We start from the raw sequence: 19,050 nt of genomic DNA on the forward strand, positions 1-19,050 counted from the left end.
ATGCAACCGATCGAAATGCAGGAGATGTCCAGGGCCTTCTTTGGGTGCTGGCAGGCAGCCGGCGAGCACCTGGATCGTCAGGTCGACAGCGGCATCAGGTCTTGGCTGCGAGCTCATCCCTATCCGCCCTTCCTCGAGCACCTGTCGTTTCGCCTGGGTAATCAGTTGTTCTTTGTCCGCGTTGAGGATGTCGACGGCAACGTGGAAGGCCCCGGGAGCCTGCGGGGGCTGAAGAGCGTCGCCAGGCAAGCCAATGGCCATGCCTGTGTCTTGCCGATGCGGCGAAGCGCTCGGGGCCAAGATTGGATTGCGGAGTATCCGGGCTGGGGGCTCCTTGATGCGGAAAGCCAACGCCCCATCGACCCGGTCGCGATGATCACAGATGAACGGATCGCGATGACGGCATGGGAGGAGCACGGCGTGGCCGTTCAGGTGGTGCGCGAGTACCTGCAGCAGGAAGGCTTCAAGCTCATGTCCTGGCAGAGCGACCCCGATGTGGATCCGTCCATCTGGTTCGTCGGTCGCACCGGGCAACCGGAATGGGTGGTTGTGCGCGCTTCCCGAGTCGCGGACCGCCAGGCGCCGCGACCGGCGAACTGGCTCGAGATCGCCGCGGGCTGTTCGAACCTGAGCAGCACGGGGCATTTTGCATCGGTCGCGCTGGCGAGCGCCGAGCAGGCGTTCGAAGCCGCGGCGGACCCAGCTATGCCGCTGTGGCGCGGGCACGAACTGGCCGTGGTGTTTTGCGGGCTGACGTGAAAACACCCTGAACGATGACAACTACGGCCTAGGGAGTGGGTTGCTGTTCGCCCGCTCGAGGCACAAGCAAGGTGTGCGTCGGCAAGTCGAACGCACGGGCGAGCTTCTCAAGACTGCCGAGCGAGATGTTCCGGGCCTTTCGTTCGACATGGGCGATGAAGGACCGATCGAGTCCGCTCTGGAACGACAGTTCTTCCTGTGACCAGCCCCTCTGCGCCCGGAAGGCGACCATGTTTGCAGCGAGCGTCGCCCGCACGGAGGAGATCGTTTCTTCCATCTTGGCCCCTAGCATCATTGACCCAACATGCGCCCGCATCGGACTGGCGCAGCTTTCCCTTTCTCTCTTCTTCCGGGACAAGCAGGGCATGAATCGGCACACCTAACGTGCGAGCGATCTTCTCGACATTGTCCAGCGAGATGTTCCTGATTTGCCGCTCCACGTGCCCAATGAACGTGCGATGGAGGCCAGCTTGAGCAGCAAGCTCCTCTTGTGACCAGCCTTGCTCCTTGCGCAGCTTTACCACATTGGCTGCGAGGATTGCTCGTGCTGAAAGGCTGATTTGATTCATCTCCGACTCCACGATGCGCAGGGGGAGCCTCACCCAGCGCCCCCACGTTGAGTTTTGAGCCCCCTACTTCGCCTTCGGGTGCCCGAACTTCCAAAGCTCCTCGAACAAGCCGCGCGCTTTCGTTTCCGAACCGAATGCCAGGTTGAGCAGGATCTGGATGGGGTTGGGGATCTCACGACCGGATTCGTACCGACTCCCGCCGGACTGGGTGACCTTGAATCGCGCCCAGAAATCGGTCTGATTGAGACCTAGTTTTTCGCGCAGAGCGCGGAGCTCTTCGCCCGTGTACAGTTTGAGTTTCATGACGGCCTCTTTATGGGATATGGGTATATTCTAACGACCTATGCTTTGTGAGTCACCCAAAAGACCATGATGCTTTGCGGTACCTCCAATGAAAAAGCCCTGGACTCGAGGAGTCTCAGGGCTGGGAGGTTATAGCTTACCGATAGTCACAAGGACGCTCGGCGATCTGCGAGGATGAGCTCGCTTAGGTTTCGAGTTGAGCGGCATAGCGCTGGAGCAAAGACTCACCCCCGCCGCTCTTCGGCGCCATTGTTCGTGCCAACGAGGCAGGCAGCCTCGCGTTGCTCAGGCCTGCACGCAGGATGACCCCTCCGGTTGCACGAATCAACGCGCCGCATCGGTCGAAAAACGCCTCAGTTGTACTCGACTCACCGGCGGCCAGGGAACCGAACACAGGCCACTGATACAGATACGTCCTGTATTGGTAGAGGTGGGAGCCGTAGACCTTTGCGAGCCTGCGTTGCTTTTCGACCCATATCTCGATCTCTTTGAAGATTTGCTCGGCCTCCTCTATATTTCGAATGACCTGACGTCGCTGTAACCGTTCGCCAAGGTCTCGAAGATGCAATCCTTGTTCTGTCGAAGGGTGCACGATGTAGCAGTGCGAGGCATCATCATCGAACCGCGTTGTGGAGATGACTGTTGCCAACCACCGACCAAGTTCGGTTCTGCAGTTTTCAGGGGCGATCGAGAAATCCGCAGACATGATCCCGGGTTTCGCACATGCTCTAGACGTTCGAGCATCGGGGAAGTAGTGCTGAATCATCGCTTCCGTAGCGACTAGATTGACAGTGCGCATTTTCATCCTCCTCGGAAAAACCCGACCTTCTCGGCCGGGGCGCAGTTAGAGCCAAGTGGGCTCCATTTGAGAGCAAGCCTAGCAGGCGGTCCAAATGGATCAGCCAAACTCAAGGGTTTCGACACAATCGAAGCGCCGCCATCCGTGTCCCGGAAAGAACGCGAGAATAGGCCCCGCTACGGCCGGATCCCTGCAGGTTGCACGCAGGCCAGCCTGGATCTGGATGGGCCTGCCCAAACGCATGTCGGGCTTGAGCGCGAAGCCCGGGCCCGGCTGAGTCGTTGGCTCGATCCCGACCGACGATTTGATCTCGGTCCAGGGACCGAACACGAAACCCGCCAGTCGTTGCTCAGCCCAGACCTCGTGCGTGACCGGTCGTGATTGGTGCGTTAGGACCTTCTGACGCGGAATGCCGCCTGCTGTGTTACGGGTACTCCAGTCCCCGTGGACGCATCGCGCATCAGTCCGAACGGCTCCGGGCTCCCAAGAGAGCACGACAAGCTCGCAAACGAAGGGGTCCGCGAGGAGCCAGTCGATGGTGACGCGTGCCTCCTGGAGGGTATCGTGCGTTGTACTCCAGCGCTGCTGGAACCCGAGCGTCATGTCCTTTACTTCGACGCCTAAAACATCGATGAGGTATTGCATGCTGCACTCCTTCAGGCAGAGGGAATGATGATGGGGGTAACCGGCGCCACGTCGGAGATGCGCCCGTAGAGCTTGCCGGCGTAGCCGCTGATGCTGATGCACCGGTTGATCTCCTCGATCGGGAGACGCCCGGAGATGACCACCAACTGCGCTGCCATGTCGTGGTAGCCATGGGTCCGGAATTTCATGCGGGCAGCCTTGCACCACTTCTCGACGTATTCCGGCGATCCGTGCTTGTGCAGCGTGCCGCTGTCCTTGTCGAGTGCGATCGCGACTTCATCGAGCGGCTGACCGATCGGCTCGCCTTCGTCATGGAGCACGTACTTCTCATTGATGAACCGATATTCGTAGTTCATTCTTCGACCTCGAGCGCACTTGCCCGGAAATCGCTCACAGTCCCGCTGAATTGGCACGCGGGACATTCGCACGGGCTGTTGTCCTCCCATTCGACGTCGCCATTGAAATCGCAGGTGCCGTCGTCGTAGGCGTGTGCCCAGCCGGTCTTCGTGGCCAGGATCTTGAACGGTCCGTATGCGCCGCATTGCGGGCAGCACATGCCTTGGAGCACGTTCTCGTTGGGCGAAGCCAACGCACGCGCCTTGAGCCAGGTCATCCACTCAGCGTCCTTGCCCACGGACATCGGCAAGGTGCAGCCGTCGGCGAGCTCTTCGCGCGAAAACACCGTTGCGCTCTCGAGATCCCCCCAGCCGTCTTCGTTCGACCAGAACAGGGGCTCGTCTTCATCACCTTCGGATCGAGAAACGATCACGAAGCCTTCACGTTGGTTGTGAGTCATTTGATGCTCCTTCAGGTGGGGCCTCGATCACGAGGCCCAGATTGAAAACTCAGGCTGCCTGCTTCTGTTGATCGACAGCCCATGAAACGTAGATCGGGTCCAGCCAGTGCAGCTCGTTGACCGCATCGTGACGAAAAACTTTGAGCAATGTGGTCGTGAAGCGGTCCGGGAGTGTTTGCGCCTGCTGGTCGATCGTTGCCCGATAGAGCTTGAGCGCATTCTCGGTCGCCCACACCTGGTCGGCCGGCGGACGGGCGACGGTCAAGATGGTCGTGTCGACATCGGCCGGAACGGCATCCCTTACGATGGCGCGATAGACCGGCAGCGCCACCTTGAGAAAGCCCGGGGCCTGGAGCTCCGACTTCATCAGGTGCTCACTCAGGAGTTCGGGGATCACGTCGGATGCCCAGCCTCCGCGAGCGCTGATGTATGGGGCGCCCTCGAAGCTGTACAGCGCCATCTCGCCATCGAGCTTGCGAACCTGGAGTTCGGGGAGCGTCCGAGGATCGGGCGTCTGCAGCACGATGTTCCGCGCGAGCGTCTCCTCGACCTCATAGCCTTCAGCCATCCGGGCCCAATTCGCGTCAAGCGCACGCCAGGCGGGAAAGACGCCACCGAGGCCGAACAGGGCAGAGATTTCGTCGGACTCCAGGTACAGCGAGAGCCCGATGCCAAGTGGCGCACCTTCGGCTGAGAGCAGATCCTCACGGCGGATCGCTCGGAGTGCGTTGCAGACCTCAGCGTACTTCTCGCTGGTAGGCCAGAAGGTCACCGATACAGTGCATTCGGGCTGCAGCCGCGGCTGGCGGAATGCTTCGTACCAGTCCGCAAGATGCTCCTCCGGGGTGATCCACCCCAAAGGTCCCTGCAGCATGCCGTTCTCGCAGGATGACAGGTCCCGGAAGATCCGGTCGAGCACATCCTCGAAGCGGCCAATCGCCCGGCAGCTCCAGGTCGGAACGTGGGGGAACACGTTCTTTTCGTAATCCTTCGTCCACGCGATGTAGCGCGGCCCCTGGCTCGATTCGAACGCGGTGATCATTTGACGGGTGGTTACGGTGGAACCCATGGTGTTCTCCAGAAGTGAGCGCGCACGTGGGCGCGACAGGTGGGAAAGCGGGCTTGCGCCCACAGACGTTGCTTCTGGGTGGATTTCCGTTGCCGAATATGGACTGACCTTTACCTCGCATGGCATAGGGTTCAGGTGAGCGTACGCATGGGCGAAAAAAAAACCGAGTCAGACTCGGCTTTTGAGAGCGAATCGCACGCACGCTGAGTAGGACACGTCTTCGCTTCGAAGTCCCTAGTGGCGAGTTGTTCCATCGCCCGGACCTCCAACCGCGTAGATATGCCCTGGCATGTCGTCATGAGGTCTGTCCGCATTGACCATCGTTGGGCGAATCCAACGCCGCTCGATCTGCGAGCGCCCCGTGCCTACCCGCTGCTGCCGCCAATGCCCACGGCGCCAATGCGTCTTGACGGTACCGCCAACTCGAGCAGCCCCAAGCGGCGCTAGCTCTTTCCCCAGCATTCGGACGATCACGTAGCCCTCGCTCGTAAGCCGGCTGCGCAATTTGGCGCGTTTCTGCGGTTGTGCATGCCACGCTACAACCTGCTCTGGAGGCGTGTCGCGTCCAGGTTCGACGGCGACTTCGTTGCCCTTGTTATTGATCGACTCGATGTAGAAGAGTGCGTTTACAAGCAGTGATACTGCTTGCTTCATAAGATCCAGTCCCTCTTCGAGCATGTCCTTGCGGTATGCGGTGACGGCCGCCGTAGCAACATCTTCCCCAGGTGAGGACATACTTGCGACGCGACGGGCGATGGACGCCTCAATTCCAGCGAGGATGGGCAACTTCTGTTCGCTGGGCGTCAGGTCAAGGAACTGCCCCGGCATCTGTACGCCACTCCCGTCCTTGTGAACGGTTGCGAATCCAAACTTGATGCGCCTGTCGCCGGGCTCGTCTCCCCATGGCGTCACGGCAACAAAGGCTCCATCCAAATATTCGAAATCATCTTCAAACGGCACTTTCATCCCTTCTTGCTTGCCAAAGCGCACATAGAAAGCATCGTAGGGGGCGTGCCAATCTTCCAGGGTGCAATCGCCAATATCCGTCTGCGACAGCATCTCTGCGAGGTCATCGGTTAGGTCAAAGATTTGGCGGCCACACAGTTCGTACTGTGCAGCCAGAGGAATCCAGTGCCTGTACTCAAGGACCTTCGCCATGACCTGCATGGAGAGCTGCGCCGCTTCCGGATGCCCCGAAAACTCTCGGGCTGCAAGTTGCATTATTGGCTTACACAGCGAGTCCATGATGATATCAGGGAGATTACGGGCGATCTGGCCAGCAGCGGTTACATATCCATGCTGCCCCGCTTCTTGAGCGAAATCCCACCAGGGATGGCCACGATAGCGAACAGGGGCATACGGCGACATCGAGGGGTCTGTCTTCATATCTTTCTCTTTGATCAGACTTGAAGGTAGATGGTCAGTCCGTTGCCCTTACTGACCACCATGAATACGTCATTGCCTTAGTTGTGGCGCTCTTCCCTGACCTCTTAGCGGTCCTCATCACGCCCCACAACCGTGCGACGTGTTCTGACACCGTTGCCGCTTCGTTCCGGATCGCAGATGCGTCGCGCACCACCAGGTCTTCGGCAAGGATTTTAAACACTCATGCAGTGTAGGGCGTTCTCTGCCATCGCAACAAACTTCCCACAGTTCTGGCCGACACACGTGAGGTTAGAATGTGCGAGAAGCCCCATGAACGGTCTCCAGCAATCCCGCCACAGCAAGCCGCTTCGCGGCGAAGGCACGTCGCGTGCTATAGCCGTGCGGAACGTGCTGGCCTGTAACGTTGTGCGAAAATGCGCCCCTTCTCAAGACATACGACAGCGCATTCCCGCAGCGGTACACTCACCAGATCAAAATGAGCCCCTTCAGCAGACTCTTATCCGAACTTCGACGCCGTCACGGGCTACTCCAGAAGGATCTCGCCGAACTCGTCGGAATCGAGCAGACCTATTTGTCGGCTCTCGAAACAGGAATCAAAGGGCCGCCAACCCCTGACTTCGTCGCTCGGCTCCAGAAGGCACTTAATCTCGACGCCAACGCAATCAAGGCGCTCGAGGAGGCGGTCGACAACTCACAACGGAAGATGAGTTTGAGCGCGGATGCTCCCGAGGAAGTCTTCGAAGTCTTCAATGAGTTCCGCCGCCAACTCGATACGATTCACCCATCTCAACTTCAGCTTTTCAGAATGGCCCTTGCACTCAAGGGAGACTTGAATGAAGGTCAGTTCAACGAGATTCCGCGCATCAAACGGCGATCCAAGAAGAACATCGAGGACGTGTGAACGGAAAAGCATCCTGAGCGAGGCTCGAGGATGCTTGGGGTGAGGCAAGAGGCGCCGCGTTGCGGTGCCGGGCAGCTCAACAAAGGTTGAGGCTGCAATCGAGGTGCTCGTTGAGGGCAAGGAGCCGACCGTTCGGGACGATCGCGGGGTTGTAACACTTGGCCCAGAGGGCTTTGCTTTGTTCCAGATCGAAACCGAAGCGTTCGGCGGCTGCGCGAACATTGTTCAGAGAGCGATCAAAGCCAGCACTTTCCGCGTCGCGGAAATAGGTGCGAACCTGACCGTGGAACATGCGGAACTGTGCGTGGGTGCGGATGGCCATGATGTTTCTCCAGGTGGTTCGGGCGTTGCCCGAAACGATGACGTTGTGTCGACTATGGAGAGACGTCGGTCGATATGCAGGACAGCGTTCCTGGGTATCACGCCCGTTTTGATCTCGAGCCCGGGTCAGGCAAGCTGCTTGAATGGATGCCCTACCGTACTTACCCGGCTTGGATGCCACCTCGGCGCGGGTCATCGCTCTGTATGCCGCCGCCGCGGTGAGCTCGGTTTGGCTGGGGATCGATTTCCTTCGCCGTGTTCAACATCCCCGCCCAGGCGCGCTCAGGCGTTTCCCGTTCGAGGGGCTGTCCAAATGGGTTGTCTGGGGCTGGCTCGTTCTCAGCGTCGCGGGCCTGCTGTTGCGCCTGCCGCCCACTCCGATCTTCTGGCTTGTCATTGTGGCGCTGCTCTCAGTCGCGTCGATCCTCGGAGAAGTTGCCTTTGCCCGCAAGGTGCGCGCTGCACGTCAAGCCCAGGCAGCCCCCAGCGGCAGTCCACAGGAGCAGAGGCCTCCCGATGAGAAAGGAGTCCTCTCGACGCCATGAGGGCTCAGCGCCGAGTTTTCATGAAGAATCCGAACAGATCCGGGTGTTGCGCATGGAGGTCCTTGCGCTTCTGGATCATCTCGACCTGAAGGCCTTTGCGCTCAAGGATGAGCAGATCGAAAATGGTCCGAAAGCAGCGTTCGGGCGGCGAGTCTGCGCCCTTCGAGGTGGCAAGCACCAAGTGCAGACTGGGGTACGCGATCAAGCTCCACGCGGGGAACCAGGCATAGTCGGTCACGGTGGAGTGAAACTCTCGCTCGAAGACGGCCTGCAGCCGGTGTAGACCTGGCGCAGGAAGTTCCGGCGCGAGTTGAGCAAACCTCACGGGCGCAACCCAAGCCAGTTCGGCCAAGAGCGGCCAGGCAGCGTCGAGGCCTTCCAGGTGGCAGCGGCACTTCGCAACCCACGACAACGGGGCCGCAATGCGGCGCCAACTAGGGACGCGAAGCGCGCGCGCCAGTGCCTCCTCCCACCTCGACAGCATGCACAGCAACGCAGTCGAATGGATCTCTGGCCAGCGGCCGTCGAATTCCAACCCGGCGATCCGCTCAGCCATGGCAACCCAGTCGGCGCGGATCCACTCCGCTGCAGACGACGCACCAAAGAGATAGTCCGCGGCAGGAAGAATCGTTTCCCGCAGACGCTGTAACTCGGATGCAGCCGAGGCATGCTCCGCGATCGTCTGGGATGGTGCGATCAGGTGCGCGTGGAGGACAGATGCTGGGCCAAGAATCGAGTCGGTCGGAAGCGCCGCCCGGAGCGCCTCGATCGCAGCGCCTGCCTGCAGCGCATCTCTCCTTAGCAAGGCAGCAACCACTGTGTTCCGCCGGCCGACGTCCTCGCTATCGGCAAAGAGATCGAGCTGATGCTCGTCGACGGGGGGCCTCTTCCTCGGTGCCATAACGCATTCTCAAACCAGCCCGAGCATCAAGCAGGCACGGTCGCTACAGACACGACGCAGTGCCTCTTTGATTTCCTTCCAAGCGACTTGACGCTCTGCCGCGCTTTCGAATCTGGGGCGGCCCCACCAGAAGTCCATCCAACGCTTCAACAGCGCGATGTTCACTTCATCCTCCTTTGTGGCAGCGCGAAACCGCTCACGAACCTTCAGGCCATCCCTGTAAATGACCAATCCTGGCTCGGCAGCGGTCTTGCTCTCCGAGTAAATCCGGATGCGCTCGAGAACGTCGAGCAGTTCGTCACGTAATGTGCCATCCATTGCAGATTCTCCTTGGTTAGTGCTGCGTCAAGGAGATGCTTTGGGATGAGTGCGAAAGCTCAGCCCCTTATGCGACAAACTCGTTGAGTGGTGGCAGTCCTTGGACGATTCTGCAGCTTTCCAAGCTAACTCTCACAACCCGTTTGAGCAGATCGACGATATACCGCGGGTCATCCGACCACTGGTTCGGATCGTTCTTGATGCCTGAAGCCTTGTCGACCGTGACCTGGTAGCGCTCCATGATCCACTCGATCGCAGGCTTGCCGTTGACCACGTACTCGTAGGCCTCGAGCGGGATGTCACGCAGCACCAGGTGCGGGTTGTAGACGATGACGCTCTTGTCGGGCTTGCCGTCCTTCTTCCCGAAGGTCATCTTCGTAACCAGGTAGTCGTCCGGCTCCATGACCAAGCGCTTGGCTTCCTCGGTCAGCGGGAAGGGTTCGACCGTCTCATAGTTCAGATGCGACTCGCCCAGCTTGCGGCCGGCGTTCAAGAACGCGCGGAAATCCGCGGCGAAGGGAATGCGCGGAAGCATCTTCTTGAGGTCGGCCGCGAAGCGCTGCCGGTACTCGGGCGAGTGCAGGATCCCGTAGACGTACCAGAAGATGTCTTCCTTGCTGATCGCAGCGTCGCCGTAGTGGGCGCGGAAGGCGTCCAGCGCCCAATCGGTGATCGCATCACGGCGGACGTAGCCGTCAGCGTCAGGAGCCGAGGAAGCAGAAAACATCTCGCCCTGGGGCGTGGCGTCAGCATCGGCCTTCTCATACCAGTAGAGGGGGAAGCACTGGCCTTTTTCGATGTTGTCCAGACATGGGACGTAGCTCATTGCCAGCGTAGAAAATGGCTTGTTGGCGCCGATCCCTGATGCGGAGATCACCAGATTCCGATGCCCTTGAGAGGGGAACAGCTTCGGCTGCTGGTAAACCATTTCATTAAAACGTCTGTTGAAGTACAGCCACTGCTTAGTGAATGGCCGGTACATGCTTGGCGTTAGAGAGTCCTTTTCGAAGACATGAGCCTTACCGCGCTTAGCGTCCGCTTTCAGCGCACGTGTCCAGCTAATGCGGCGTGGGTCGGTGTTTATAACTTGCTCTACCTCGGGCCAACTATCCTTGGGCTTGCCTTCACAAGCTCTCAGATAGTCGGAGCGATCCTCGTTGTACGCATCAATCATCCTTCGCATGTTCGACTCAAGTCCGCTGCAACTCATGTTGTATGCCCAAGCGTCCCGGTTGGTTGTCACGCCTAACGAATACATGCCAAAGATCGCTTTGGAGCCTTCAACGTCCTTGTTCCCCAACGGGATAAAGTGTTCGAATGCGGGGTCCCGCTGACTAACCCAGTCACCCTCAGTATTCGGCGCAAGCCCGATCCAAGGCATGGCGTCGATGGAGCCAAAACCCTCAATGATGTCGAGCTTCTCCTGCTGGCTCAGGTAGTCACCGATATCGTGATAGTGAAGTACGCCAAGGCCCGCATGAGCGGGATCCTTCACCATGATGGTGATGGCTACTGGTGTGCGGGAACCCGATCCAAAGATCTTGCCGCCTTCTCGACGTGACTCCTCACCTGACGTCCGCTGGTTTCCCCTCAGGTTGAAAACGTACAGGTGACTGAAGTCCTCGGTCAGGCACTTACGCAGACCATCCATGTTGTTCGCGTCGAGGAAGGAACCATTGGTTACGAAGGCCACGACCCCACGCTCGCCAATCCGGTTGGTGGCCCACCGAATCGCGCGAATGTAGGAGTCGTACAGGTTCTTGAGCAGCTTGGCCGAGGACTGTGCCGCGTAGGACCTACGGATGGACTCGTCGAGCGTCGGATAGGCCAGATTCTTGTTGTTGTCGTTCTCGCTGTCCTGCTGCGCCGAATATGGCGGATTTCCTACGACCACCCGGATCGGCTGCGCCAACTGCCGTTCGGCTCGGGCGTTGTTCTCCGGCAGCACGACCTTGTCGACAAGGTCGTTCTCTTCGGTCATCTGGAAGGTATCGACCAGGATCATTCCATCGAAGGGGCGGTAGTCGCCCGTCACCCCGTGGTAGGCGGTTTCGATGTTGATCGTGGCGATGTAGTAGGCCAGCAGCACGATCTCGTTGGCGTGCAGTTCGTGGTCGAACTTGTGCGGCAGGTGCTCGGGATCGATCAGGCCGGACTGGATGAGTCGTACCAGGAAGGTCCCCGTGCCGGCGAAGGGATCGAGGATCTGCACGCCGGGGCTCGCGAGCGACTCCCCGAAATGCTTGCGTAGCGCGGCATCGGCGCTCCTCAGGATGAAGTCGACGACCTGAACGGGCGTATAGACGATGCCCAGGCGCTCGGCCATCCGAGGGAAAGCGTTGTGGAAGAAGGTATCGTAGAGATTGCGGATGATGTCCTGCTTGGACTTGTCGCTCTTGGCACGGCTGACGCGTTCACGCACGTTCTCATAGAACTTGTCGAGGCCTTCGGTTTCGGAGGCGATCGCCGATTCACCTAGGCGGTCTACGATGCGCTGTAGCGCCTTGCCGACCGCGTTGTGCTCGGGGAAGTTGGTGGCCGCGAAAAGCGCCTGGAACACCGGCAGGGTTAGGACATGCTGGGCTAGCATCTCCACCGCTTCGCCCCGGGTCACCGCCGGATTGAGGGTGTCCTGCAGCCCCTTCAGGAAAACGTCGAACTCAGCGGCGAGCGCCGCATCGCGCGCAAGCAGATCCTCGATGCGGGCGATCAGGCGCTCGGCCACCTGGCCGATGCTCTTGGCCCACTCGCTCCAGTATTCGCGATCGCCGAGCTTCTTAGGGATCGCCGCATAGACGGCCTCGTTGATCGCATCGATGGGCAGATCCGGGAAGTCGAGCGGGAGCATCTCGCTCTCGCCGCTACGTTCATCTCCCGACTTCTCGCCCCCGCCATCGATCACCGCGATCCGGCGCCGGAACTCGGCCTCGTCGACCAGGCTCTCATCGTGCGCCCGCAGCGCCTTGATGACCTTCCAGATGCCTTTGAACTGCGGGTCGCTATCGATGTAGGCGTTGTAGTCCTTCACCTTCTCCGAGGGCATGCACACCGGCAAGATGATGTAGCCGTACTTCTTGCGGCCGGTGCGATCTTTTCGCATGACGCGCCCGACCGACTGGACGATGTCGACGATCGACTCCCGGGTGTCGAAGAAGACCACCGCATCGAGGGTCGGGACGTCGATCCCCTCGGACAGGCAACGCGCGTTCGAGAGGATGCGGCAGTCGCCCGCCTCGAGGTCGGCCTTGAGCCAGTCGAGGGCGCGTTTGCGCGTGAGCGCGTTCATCGTGCCGTCGACGTGGTCGAGGTCGCAGCGCACCATGCCGGTCGGCTCGGCGCCGTCGTGGGCCTGCTGATAAACGGCGACCAGGTCCTTGAAGATGTCCGTCGTCTGCTTCGAGAGCTTGATCGACTTCGAGAAGGCCACCGCCCGGCGCATCGGCTCGACGTCTTCGGTGAGCGTCTCTTCCTGGCCGTCCTCGCCGACTGCCACCAGACCCCGCTTGGAGAGGCCCTTCCAACTCCCGATGATCTTGGTCGCGAAGTTGATGTCGATCGCCTTCTTCTCGTCCAGGCGGTAGGCGTTGTTGAAGTTGTTGGCGAGCTTGGCCATCTCGTTTTCACGGACGGCGACGATCAGCACCTTGTACTCGGAGAGCAGATCGAGCTCGACGGCCTTGCCAAAGCCGAGCCGGTAGAACGCGGGACCGAAGGTCTCCTCGTCATCCATCGAGAAGAGCACCGCATCGGAGTTGTTAGCCTTTGTCTTCGATGCCTCGGCGTAGATCCGCGGCGTGGCCGTCATATACAGCCGCTTGACGCCGACGATGTTCTCGTTGTGATGGACCTTCACGAACTCGGACGGGCTCTCGCCCGGCAGCGTTAGGCCGGTCGTGCGGTGGGCCTCGTCACAGATGATCAGATCGAACGCCCCCAAACCTTGGCGCTGGGCGTCGGCCACCACCTGGATGGACTGGTAGGTGGAGAACACGACCGTGCGCCGATCGGGCGAGAGCACGCTCGCCGCTAGGGCGACTTTGCGGGCATCGGTGGTCGCGGGGTACGCCAGGTCGTGCGTGCTGATGTCCTCCTCGTCCTTGCCGACTTTCGTGTCCGAGCACACGACAAAGGCGTGGAACGGCTCGATCGCCTCCGACGACCACTCCCGAAGCGTCTGGCCGACTAGCGAGATCGAGGGCGCCAGGAACAGCACTCGGCCCGTTGCCGGCGTCGCCTGCTCCATCAGCCGCAGCGAGGTGAAGGTTTTTCCGGTACCGCAAGCCATGATGAGCTTGCCGCGATCGACCTCTTTGAAGCCCTCGAGGATGTTGCCCACCGCTTCTTCCTGGTGGGGCATGAGCGTTTTCTTCTCGCGTAGGCGAATGTCCTGGATGCGTTCAAGGCTGAACTGGCTCCAGTCGATCGGGCTCTCGGCCAGATCCTTGAACCACAGGCGCGAGACCGGAATGGTCTGGTTCTCGAGCGCTTTCTCGGCGTTGCTGCTCCACTTGTCGGTCGTGGAGACGATCACCCGGTGTGCAAAAGAGCGCTCGCCCTGGCTGGTCGCAAAGCGCTTCCCCGAGGCCGTGAAGAAGGAGTCGATGTCTGCCTTCTGCAGGGCGTAGTCCGGATCGTAGAACTTGCACTGGATCGCCCAGTAGTCGCCTGTTCCACGCTCACGGGCGACCAGATCGATGCCTACATCCATGCCGCTACGGTCCGGCCACTCCGACCACAGCCAAACCTCGGCGAGCCGGTCAGCGTACTGCGGGTCTGTCAGCAGATAGTTGGCGATGAGACGCTCGAACTTGTCGCCCATCTCGCGATTGGACCGGGCCGCTTCGCGGAACTCGGTGAGGATTGTTTCAAGTGTGGTCATGAATTTATTCAGTTCACATGGAATGCATGCATTATCTGCCGCGCAGTAAAACCTCGTCCACTTCGACCTGTTTTCGCAGCAATCGCTCGCTGTAGCAGACCGGATTGAGCGGGATATAAGGCGAAGCCGTGACTAGATTTCCGGGTCGATGCGCTGAGAGGGCATCTAGTCACGGTCACGAAGTTCCCCTCCTTCCAAGAATGAGTCCTATAGTTTCCAGAAAGCCGGCCTGCCATTATTCCCCATGCTTGTCCCAAAAATAATGGAGACTGACCCCCGTCTCCGATCCTTCTGGCGCAATGGAAAAGAACGGAGGCGGATCCATTATGGGCTGAACACCTTCGAAGCTGTAATCCTCATCATCCCATTTCTCTCCACACGCAACCATGCCTTGATAATTTTCACGCGGCAGACTCATGCGCAAGACTTCCGCCTTGCGAACAAAGAAAATCGCGAAAGCGGATGGGGCTTCAATTGGACTTATCCGAACAGCACAGTGCTTTGAGAAATGCCCCTCAATGTTTGCCATAAACGACACCCCACCCCTTGCATCTAGATTGGACAAGAGAACCCCAGTCGGCGGGGGCTTGTAATCAACTCTCGTCGCCATTCTTTCTTGGTCGCCATAAGCGCTTGAATTCGGCCTCGACTCAAGTTCCAGCGTATAGAAGTACAAGAAAATGAAGCCCAAGAAGCACCCAGCAGCGAGGAGTAGCCACACTCCGGATGTCACAAGCCCTAAAAATCCAGTCAATGAAGTTCGAGTCCCGCGTGACGGGAGTTTGTAGAGATCCGGATCTTCTTGCATTGCGCAATCTCCCTTTACACGAAGCCCTTCATCGCCTATCAGCCAGCCGCAAGGCGATGACTGCCGACAACATTGAATTCACAGCACAAGCAATCGCCTCGTCAGCGCTGCGCAGGCTTCTTTTTCGATATCCCATGAGCGACTTGGGATGGTTTCGTGCAGCGCAGAGAAAAAACAGGACAAGGTTTGCCGTAGCCGCAAACAGAAGAGCCAGCCCGTAAAGCCAGAGCACAATCCCAGCCACAGCTTTGACCGAGATCGTTTCAGTGGACGCTGAAATTACGATCACCGCAATGCGGCGCCAACTGGCGACGCGAAGCGCGAGCGCCAGGGCCTCCTCCCACCTCGAAAGCATGCACAGCAACGCAGACGAATGGATGTCTGGCCACCTTCCATCGAAGTCCAATCCGGCGATCCGCTCAGCCATGGCAACCCAGTCGGCTCGGATCCACTCCGCTGCAGACGACGCACCAAAGAGGTAGTCCGCGGCAGGAAGAATCGTTTCCCGCAGACGCTGTAACTCGGATGCAGCCAAGGCATGGTCCGCGATTGTCTGGGATGGTGCGATCAGGTGCGCGTGGAGGACAGATGCTGGGCCAAGAATCGAGTCGGTCGGAAGCGCCGCCCGGAGCGCCTCGATCGCAGCGCCTGCCTGCAGCGCATCTCTCCTGAGCAAGGCAGCAACCACCGTGTTCCGCCGGCCGACGTCCTCGCTATCGGCGAAGAGATCCAGTTGATGCTCGTCGACGGATCGCCTCTTCCTCGGTGCCATAACGCATTCTCAAACCAGCCCGAGCGTCAGGCAGGGTCGAATCTCACCTCTTCCGGCTGTCTCTGGCGAACGACCACGGTGCCCGCGATCTTGTCGTGCAGGCCCTGCTTGCGGCGATCGACAGCGACCCAGAGAATCCCAAGCCCCAAGGGCAACATTGCAACGATATAGCCCAGATAGCGGATGACGCACTGCCCGCCAGAAGGAGGATTGCCTGTACGGGCATCCAAGATCTTGCACGATACTGCCATCTTCCCAGGCGTCGCCTGCTTGGCCACCCAGAAGGCGATCACCACGACGGCCGGTAGCACATAGGAAATTATGAAATCTGCACCCCCTCGGACAAAAGCCCCTTCATAGTTGAGATCGAAATACGACGGGCCATAGATGACGAAAAGGATTGGATACGTAACGAGCAGGAGAAGGATCGTATCGACGATCGTAGCCCCTGTTCGGATCCAGAATCCTGCGTACTGAAGCTGCTGCAGGGCTGATTGATCCTGCATCAGTGCGGATCCCAGTTGAATGTGTGCTCGATCCCGTTGATTGTCCAGGTCACTTCCCGCACCTTGCATCGCTCAGAGATGACGCTCATCTTCTCGCCGTACTTGAGCGTGAAGGGGAAGTTGCGGCCATTGTCGATATCCTTGCACTGACCTCGATTGATCACGACAGAATCAACGGTCACTTCATCTTCCGTTGAAGTCAATTCGAGCCGCGCCATGGGTGTCCCCATGAGCTCGAGGTAATTGAGGCTGCTATCGACCTTGTACTGCTGGACCCCGCAGCCCGTCAGAACGACGAGCGACACTGCAGCGAAATAAAGAGGTTTCATTAGATCTTGAATGATAGTTGGCAAGAAGAACCTTTGATAAGCACTTGGGATTCGAAAAAATGACAAACGATCCCATCGTCAGTTTAACAGGTTTATCCCTCACTGCCCGTAACCGCCCACATCCCAGAGCCCTCCGAGATCGACGCCAGTCGCTCGGCGTGCTTGCACTTGCGCAAAGAAGTCGTGGTCACGATAAACCAGCGGCGCAACGCCAGCGAAGCTCAAATCCTGGTCGTCCCAATGCAGACCACAAGCCAGGACCCCTTGATAGTGGCCTCGTGGCAATTTGAGAGACAGATTTTCCCCTGCTCGAACAAACGCGATCAGGAAGGAATCCCTGCTTTGAAAAGAGTTCACACGCACCGCGCAGTGCTTCAAAGGGTGACCAAAGAGCACCGCTCGGAAAGTGCGCGGGGCCTGTGTATTCATGTTCTGCAACAGGATGTCAGTGGGTGGAGGCGCCTCATGAACGGGCTGCCGAGCCTGTTCGGGAGCATGAACAAAGGGAGTATCAGGTTGAACTTCTTCCTCAAGGGTGTAGAAATACCAAAGGAAGAAGCCGCCGAAACCAGCCGCCATAGCGACCAGCCATAGTGTGGAAGTAACAAGACCGAAGGCGGACAACGGGTTCTTTGGCTTGCGTGACAACGGCGGTTCGAAATCCGGATGACCTTCCATGGCGCTACCCCTTTCTCCTCGACATACCCTCCCGCCTCAATGAGCGGCCGAAGAAAGCCGTCGCCGCCGCGGACAGAACGGCCAGGCCGTAGAGCGCGAGCACAATCGCGACCGCAGCTTGGGCCGACACCGATTCACCGAGCACGGTGATACCGATCACGGTCAGAGACACCGCGCTGGCCACGATGAGTCCATCGGACAGGCGCCGAGAAAATGCGTCGCGCCAGCAGCGGCTTTGAACACCATCGGAGGGCGGCGCCTTCATGCTCAAGCCTCGATCGGATCGACCACGCGCCCACTGCGCTCGAGCAGCGCAGCAGCCCCGATCTTGGTCCGCATCTGGGATGTCGGGCTGAGGAGCGCGAGTTCCTCCTTCAACTCGGGCCATTTGATGCCGCCCATGATCTTCATCACAGCGATCTTGGACGCGGCTTTGGGCTTTTTCTTCGCGCCCGCGTTGATGGCAGCCCGAATCGCACGGTCTTCGATCACGATCCAGTTGAGCGCATCCTCGAGCGAGATACGGCCGGCGCGATCCAACGCCGCAGCCAGGTGCTCGAGCCCTTCTTCGGAAAGATCTTCCGCCTTGGCGACCGCCTGCATCCAGGTATCGGGCATGGTGACGTCGCTCAGGCGGGCAAACTTCATGTTCCGTGCCATGCCTGCGATGCCGAAGATCAGCGCTACGATCTGTCCAGGCAGGACTGAGAGCGCCAAGGGCGGATTGCTGGGGTCGAGCGTTTTCCACGCCGGGGCTGCCGGAGCTTGTGCAGATTCGAGAATCTCGGGTTCAGCGGACATGAAGATCTCCTGGTGAGTCTCTTCAGCTTACCGAGCGGTCACTCGAAACATAAACAGACAGGCGCCGAGCGCTCTGCATAGGGCGCATTGTGCTGCCCTATGCTTCTCAGCATTGGTGGAGGCGCGTTAACGGAGAAACCCCTCAAGCGAAGCTCGAGGGGCTAGAGGTAAAACGTCAGATGCCGTAGCTCGTATCTAGCCAGAGGGTCACCTTCCTGAGCGCATCATGCACATCACGTACGTCCGCACTTTGATAAGGGGTAGAGTTCCAGCGATCCTCACCACTGCCGGCCTGTCGCCAGACGACCGGCGAAGTTCTTTCCACCAGATTCACACAAACTTCGACCTCGCCATCTGAAGCTATTTCAAAGGTTTCGCTCATCTGAACTCTCCTAAATTGTGCGCGCTGACAGCGCTGAACGTCACGCGCCACATAGACGCTTTCTTCTGCGGCAAAGATTCTCAGCGATCGCACCGTCAAGCCTTGCGATCAACTCAGGATCGTCGGTATCGAGCCAGAACCCGAAGCTGTGTTCCAGGAAGTTGCCGAAATACCGAACCGCGTCCGGATGCTCTGGATGGATGGGCCGGGTGCCGACCCACACGCGCTTCTGAAGCGTCTCGTCGTATTGCTGAACGCAGTGACCCCAGGCGCGACTCCTGAACGGCGCAACGCCGGGCTTGCCGGCGAATTCAGGCTCATTCGAGTAGTCCAGCCCCGGGTCGAGATCCCAGCGCGCAAGCGCATCGAAGAGCCCCTCGAGGTCATTCGAGGGCCAACCCGGAATGGTGCAGAAGTGTTTCGTGCCAATATCTGCGGCAATGACTTTCATGGTGAATTCCTTGGAAGTATTGCCCAAAAGGTCGTCCCGAAGGGACTGAGATCCCTTTGGGCGAGTTGTTGGAACGTGCGGCAGTCCGGCGTGGATCCGCCGCGGCGATGCGTAGCGTGCCCGGCACGCTGA

General features: G+C 59.2%; 24 protein-coding genes and 1 pseudogene. 3 read left to right on the plus strand and 22 right to left on the minus strand.

Translation table 11 applies throughout. From position 1 onward, the window contains the following. The gene (locus ACMV5O_RS16740; RefSeq protein ID WP_416164533.1) at positions 1-759 is read left to right on the plus strand and encodes a hypothetical protein; all 759 of its coding nucleotides are present in this window, start codon (positions 1-3) and stop codon (positions 757-759) included. 28 nt (positions 760-787) lie between these two features. Here ACMV5O_RS16740 and ACMV5O_RS16745 read toward each other — a convergent pair whose 3' ends face one another. The 9 genes and pseudogenes from ACMV5O_RS16745 to ACMV5O_RS16785 all read right to left on the minus strand — a co-directional run bounded on the left by ACMV5O_RS16745 (position 788) and on the right by ACMV5O_RS16785 (position 6,326). Beyond that, the gene (locus ACMV5O_RS16745) at positions 788-1,036 is read right to left on the minus strand and encodes a helix-turn-helix domain-containing protein (RefSeq protein WP_416164534.1); all 249 of its coding nucleotides are present in this window, start codon (positions 1,034-1,036) and stop codon (positions 788-790) included. A gap of 82 nt (positions 1,037-1,118) precedes the next feature. Next, positions 1,119-1,328: pseudogene (locus ACMV5O_RS16750) on the minus strand (helix-turn-helix domain-containing protein); the annotation flags it as partial. Positions 1,329-1,391: 63 nt separating this feature from the next. Beyond that, entirely contained in the window at positions 1,392-1,631 is a 240-nt protein-coding gene (locus ACMV5O_RS16755) for a helix-turn-helix domain-containing protein (protein WP_416164535.1), read from the minus strand. A 184-nt stretch (positions 1,632-1,815) separates the two neighbouring features. Further along, complete coding sequence (locus ACMV5O_RS16760) at positions 1,816-2,430, minus strand: hypothetical protein (RefSeq protein ID WP_416164536.1); 615 nt, start codon at positions 2,428-2,430, stop codon at positions 1,816-1,818. Positions 2,431-2,529: 99 nt separating this feature from the next. Next, positions 2,530-3,075, minus strand: coding sequence for a hypothetical protein (locus ACMV5O_RS16765; protein ID WP_416164537.1), 546 nt, complete (start codon positions 3,073-3,075; stop codon positions 2,530-2,532). An 11-nt stretch (positions 3,076-3,086) separates the two neighbouring features. Then, positions 3,087-3,431, minus strand: coding sequence for a hypothetical protein (locus ACMV5O_RS16770; protein ID WP_416164538.1), 345 nt, complete (start codon positions 3,429-3,431; stop codon positions 3,087-3,089). Beyond that, positions 3,428-3,871: a hypothetical protein gene (locus tag ACMV5O_RS16775; RefSeq protein WP_416164539.1), complete on the minus strand. Its 444-nt coding sequence runs from the start codon at positions 3,869-3,871 to the stop codon at positions 3,428-3,430. The genes ACMV5O_RS16770 and ACMV5O_RS16775 overlap by 4 nt, the downstream gene beginning before the upstream one ends. Before the next feature lie 49 nt (positions 3,872-3,920). Then, positions 3,921-4,940 carry a hypothetical protein gene (locus ACMV5O_RS16780; RefSeq protein ID WP_416164540.1) on the minus strand — a complete coding sequence of 340 codons (1,020 nt, stop codon included), beginning with the start codon at positions 4,938-4,940 and terminating at the stop codon, positions 3,921-3,923. A gap of 234 nt (positions 4,941-5,174) precedes the next feature. After that, complete coding sequence (locus ACMV5O_RS16785; protein WP_416164541.1) at positions 5,175-6,326, minus strand: hypothetical protein; 1,152 nt, start codon at positions 6,324-6,326, stop codon at positions 5,175-5,177. A gap of 475 nt (positions 6,327-6,801) precedes the next feature. Here ACMV5O_RS16785 and ACMV5O_RS16790 point away from each other — a divergent pair, with 475 nt between their 5' ends. Then, complete coding sequence (locus tag ACMV5O_RS16790) at positions 6,802-7,227, plus strand: helix-turn-helix transcriptional regulator (protein WP_416164542.1); 426 nt, start codon at positions 6,802-6,804, stop codon at positions 7,225-7,227. 76 nt (positions 7,228-7,303) lie between these two features. On the opposite strand, the gene ACMV5O_RS16795 is transcribed toward ACMV5O_RS16790, so the two are convergent. Then, positions 7,304-7,549: a hypothetical protein gene (locus ACMV5O_RS16795; protein ID WP_416164543.1), complete on the minus strand. Its 246-nt coding sequence runs from the start codon at positions 7,547-7,549 to the stop codon at positions 7,304-7,306. Between the two features lie 142 nt (positions 7,550-7,691). On the opposite strand from ACMV5O_RS16795, the gene ACMV5O_RS16800 reads away from it, so the two are divergent. Further along, entirely contained in the window at positions 7,692-8,093 is a 402-nt protein-coding gene (locus tag ACMV5O_RS16800; RefSeq protein ID WP_416164544.1) for a hypothetical protein, read from the plus strand. Between the two features lie 4 nt (positions 8,094-8,097). On the opposite strand, the gene ACMV5O_RS16805 is transcribed toward ACMV5O_RS16800, so the two are convergent. The 12 genes from ACMV5O_RS16805 to ACMV5O_RS16860 all read right to left on the minus strand — a co-directional run bounded on the left by ACMV5O_RS16805 (position 8,098) and on the right by ACMV5O_RS16860 (position 18,918). Continuing rightward, positions 8,098-8,994 carry a hypothetical protein gene (locus ACMV5O_RS16805; protein ID WP_416164545.1) on the minus strand — a complete coding sequence of 299 codons (897 nt, stop codon included), beginning with the start codon at positions 8,992-8,994 and terminating at the stop codon, positions 8,098-8,100. A gap of 9 nt (positions 8,995-9,003) precedes the next feature. Further along, entirely contained in the window at positions 9,004-9,312 is a 309-nt protein-coding gene (locus ACMV5O_RS16810) for a hypothetical protein (RefSeq protein WP_416164546.1), read from the minus strand. A 67-nt stretch (positions 9,313-9,379) separates the two neighbouring features. After that, positions 9,380-14,191, minus strand: a complete 4,812-nt coding sequence (locus ACMV5O_RS16815; RefSeq protein WP_416164547.1) for a DEAD/DEAH box helicase — start codon at positions 14,189-14,191, stop codon at positions 9,380-9,382. Positions 14,192-14,426: 235 nt separating this feature from the next. Next, on the minus strand, positions 14,427-14,999 hold the full coding sequence (locus ACMV5O_RS16820) for a hypothetical protein (protein WP_416164548.1): 573 nt from the start codon (positions 14,997-14,999) through the stop codon (positions 14,427-14,429). 28 nt (positions 15,000-15,027) lie between these two features. Further along, positions 15,028-15,771: a hypothetical protein gene (locus ACMV5O_RS16825; protein ID WP_416164549.1), complete on the minus strand. Its 744-nt coding sequence runs from the start codon at positions 15,769-15,771 to the stop codon at positions 15,028-15,030. A 26-nt stretch (positions 15,772-15,797) separates the two neighbouring features. After that, positions 15,798-16,277, minus strand: a complete 480-nt coding sequence (locus ACMV5O_RS16830; protein WP_416164550.1) for an RDD family protein — start codon at positions 16,275-16,277, stop codon at positions 15,798-15,800. Beyond that, positions 16,277-16,606 (minus strand): hypothetical protein, encoded by a 330-nt coding sequence (locus ACMV5O_RS16835; RefSeq protein WP_416164551.1) that lies wholly within the window; start codon positions 16,604-16,606, stop codon positions 16,277-16,279. The genes ACMV5O_RS16830 and ACMV5O_RS16835 overlap by 1 nt, the downstream gene beginning before the upstream one ends. 99 nt (positions 16,607-16,705) lie before the next feature. Beyond that, entirely contained in the window at positions 16,706-17,284 is a 579-nt protein-coding gene (locus ACMV5O_RS16840; protein WP_416164552.1) for a hypothetical protein, read from the minus strand. Between the two features lie 4 nt (positions 17,285-17,288). After that, positions 17,289-17,549, minus strand: coding sequence for a hypothetical protein (locus tag ACMV5O_RS16845; RefSeq protein ID WP_416164553.1), 261 nt, complete (start codon positions 17,547-17,549; stop codon positions 17,289-17,291). Positions 17,550-17,551: 2 nt separating this feature from the next. Beyond that, entirely contained in the window at positions 17,552-18,085 is a 534-nt protein-coding gene (locus ACMV5O_RS16850; protein WP_416164554.1) for a hypothetical protein, read from the minus strand. A gap of 175 nt (positions 18,086-18,260) precedes the next feature. Beyond that, positions 18,261-18,467, minus strand: a complete 207-nt coding sequence (locus ACMV5O_RS16855) for a hypothetical protein (protein WP_416164555.1) — start codon at positions 18,465-18,467, stop codon at positions 18,261-18,263. Between the two features lie 40 nt (positions 18,468-18,507). Continuing rightward, on the minus strand, positions 18,508-18,918 hold the full coding sequence (locus tag ACMV5O_RS16860) for a hypothetical protein (protein ID WP_416164556.1): 411 nt from the start codon (positions 18,916-18,918) through the stop codon (positions 18,508-18,510). Between the last annotated feature and the right edge of the window lie 132 nt (positions 18,919-19,050).

Origin of the sequence: Thauera sp. WH-1 (assembly GCF_047806685.1) — a bacterium.
Taxonomy (GTDB): domain Bacteria; phylum Pseudomonadota; class Gammaproteobacteria; order Burkholderiales; family Rhodocyclaceae; genus Thauera.

What these genes read in the sequence shown, in the direction of transcription:
- ACMV5O_RS16765 (WP_416164537.1), bottom strand. Translation starts at nt 3,075, where the DNA reads ATGCAATACCTCATCGATGTTTTAGGCGTCGAAGTAAAGGACATGACG.
- ACMV5O_RS16860 (WP_416164556.1), bottom strand. Translation starts at nt 18,918, where the DNA reads ATGAAAGTCATTGCCGCAGATATTGGCACGAAACACTTCTGCACCATT.
- ACMV5O_RS16840 (WP_416164552.1), bottom strand. Translation starts at nt 17,284, where the DNA reads ATGGAAGGTCATCCGGATTTCGAACCGCCGTTGTCACGCAAGCCAAAG.
- ACMV5O_RS16745 (WP_416164534.1), bottom strand. Translation starts at nt 1,036, where the DNA reads ATGGAAGAAACGATCTCCTCCGTGCGGGCGACGCTCGCTGCAAACATG.
- ACMV5O_RS16790 (WP_416164542.1), top strand. Translation starts at nt 6,802, where the DNA reads ATGAGCCCCTTCAGCAGACTCTTATCCGAACTTCGACGCCGTCACGGG.
- ACMV5O_RS16850 (WP_416164554.1), bottom strand. Translation starts at nt 18,085, where the DNA reads ATGTCCGCTGAACCCGAGATTCTCGAATCTGCACAAGCTCCGGCAGCC.
- ACMV5O_RS16795 (WP_416164543.1), bottom strand. Translation starts at nt 7,549, where the DNA reads ATGGCCATCCGCACCCACGCACAGTTCCGCATGTTCCACGGTCAGGTT.
- ACMV5O_RS16820 (WP_416164548.1), bottom strand. Translation starts at nt 14,999, where the DNA reads ATGCAAGAAGATCCGGATCTCTACAAACTCCCGTCACGCGGGACTCGA.
- ACMV5O_RS16785 (WP_416164541.1), bottom strand. Translation starts at nt 6,326, where the DNA reads ATGAAGACAGACCCCTCGATGTCGCCGTATGCCCCTGTTCGCTATCGT.
- ACMV5O_RS16810 (WP_416164546.1), bottom strand. Translation starts at nt 9,312, where the DNA reads ATGGATGGCACATTACGTGACGAACTGCTCGACGTTCTCGAGCGCATC.
- ACMV5O_RS16815 (WP_416164547.1), bottom strand. Translation starts at nt 14,191, where the DNA reads ATGACCACACTTGAAACAATCCTCACCGAGTTCCGCGAAGCGGCCCGG.
- ACMV5O_RS16845 (WP_416164553.1), bottom strand. Translation starts at nt 17,549, where the DNA reads ATGAAGGCGCCGCCCTCCGATGGTGTTCAAAGCCGCTGCTGGCGCGAC.
- ACMV5O_RS16755 (WP_416164535.1), bottom strand. Translation starts at nt 1,631, where the DNA reads ATGAAACTCAAACTGTACACGGGCGAAGAGCTCCGCGCTCTGCGCGAA.
- ACMV5O_RS16740 (WP_416164533.1), top strand. Translation starts at nt 1, where the DNA reads ATGCAACCGATCGAAATGCAGGAGATGTCCAGGGCCTTCTTTGGGTGC.
- ACMV5O_RS16830 (WP_416164550.1), bottom strand. Translation starts at nt 16,277, where the DNA reads ATGCAGGATCAATCAGCCCTGCAGCAGCTTCAGTACGCAGGATTCTGG.
- ACMV5O_RS16825 (WP_416164549.1), bottom strand. Translation starts at nt 15,771, where the DNA reads ATGGCACCGAGGAAGAGGCGATCCGTCGACGAGCATCAACTGGATCTC.
- ACMV5O_RS16800 (WP_416164544.1), top strand. Translation starts at nt 7,692, where the DNA reads ATGGATGCCCTACCGTACTTACCCGGCTTGGATGCCACCTCGGCGCGG.
- ACMV5O_RS16775 (WP_416164539.1), bottom strand. Translation starts at nt 3,871, where the DNA reads ATGACTCACAACCAACGTGAAGGCTTCGTGATCGTTTCTCGATCCGAA.
- ACMV5O_RS16760 (WP_416164536.1), bottom strand. Translation starts at nt 2,430, where the DNA reads ATGCGCACTGTCAATCTAGTCGCTACGGAAGCGATGATTCAGCACTAC.
- ACMV5O_RS16855 (WP_416164555.1), bottom strand. Translation starts at nt 18,467, where the DNA reads ATGAGCGAAACCTTTGAAATAGCTTCAGATGGCGAGGTCGAAGTTTGT.
- ACMV5O_RS16835 (WP_416164551.1), bottom strand. Translation starts at nt 16,606, where the DNA reads ATGAAACCTCTTTATTTCGCTGCAGTGTCGCTCGTCGTTCTGACGGGC.
- ACMV5O_RS16805 (WP_416164545.1), bottom strand. Translation starts at nt 8,994, where the DNA reads ATGGCACCGAGGAAGAGGCCCCCCGTCGACGAGCATCAGCTCGATCTC.
- ACMV5O_RS16770 (WP_416164538.1), bottom strand. Translation starts at nt 3,431, where the DNA reads ATGAACTACGAATATCGGTTCATCAATGAGAAGTACGTGCTCCATGAC.
- ACMV5O_RS16780 (WP_416164540.1), bottom strand. Translation starts at nt 4,940, where the DNA reads ATGGGTTCCACCGTAACCACCCGTCAAATGATCACCGCGTTCGAATCG.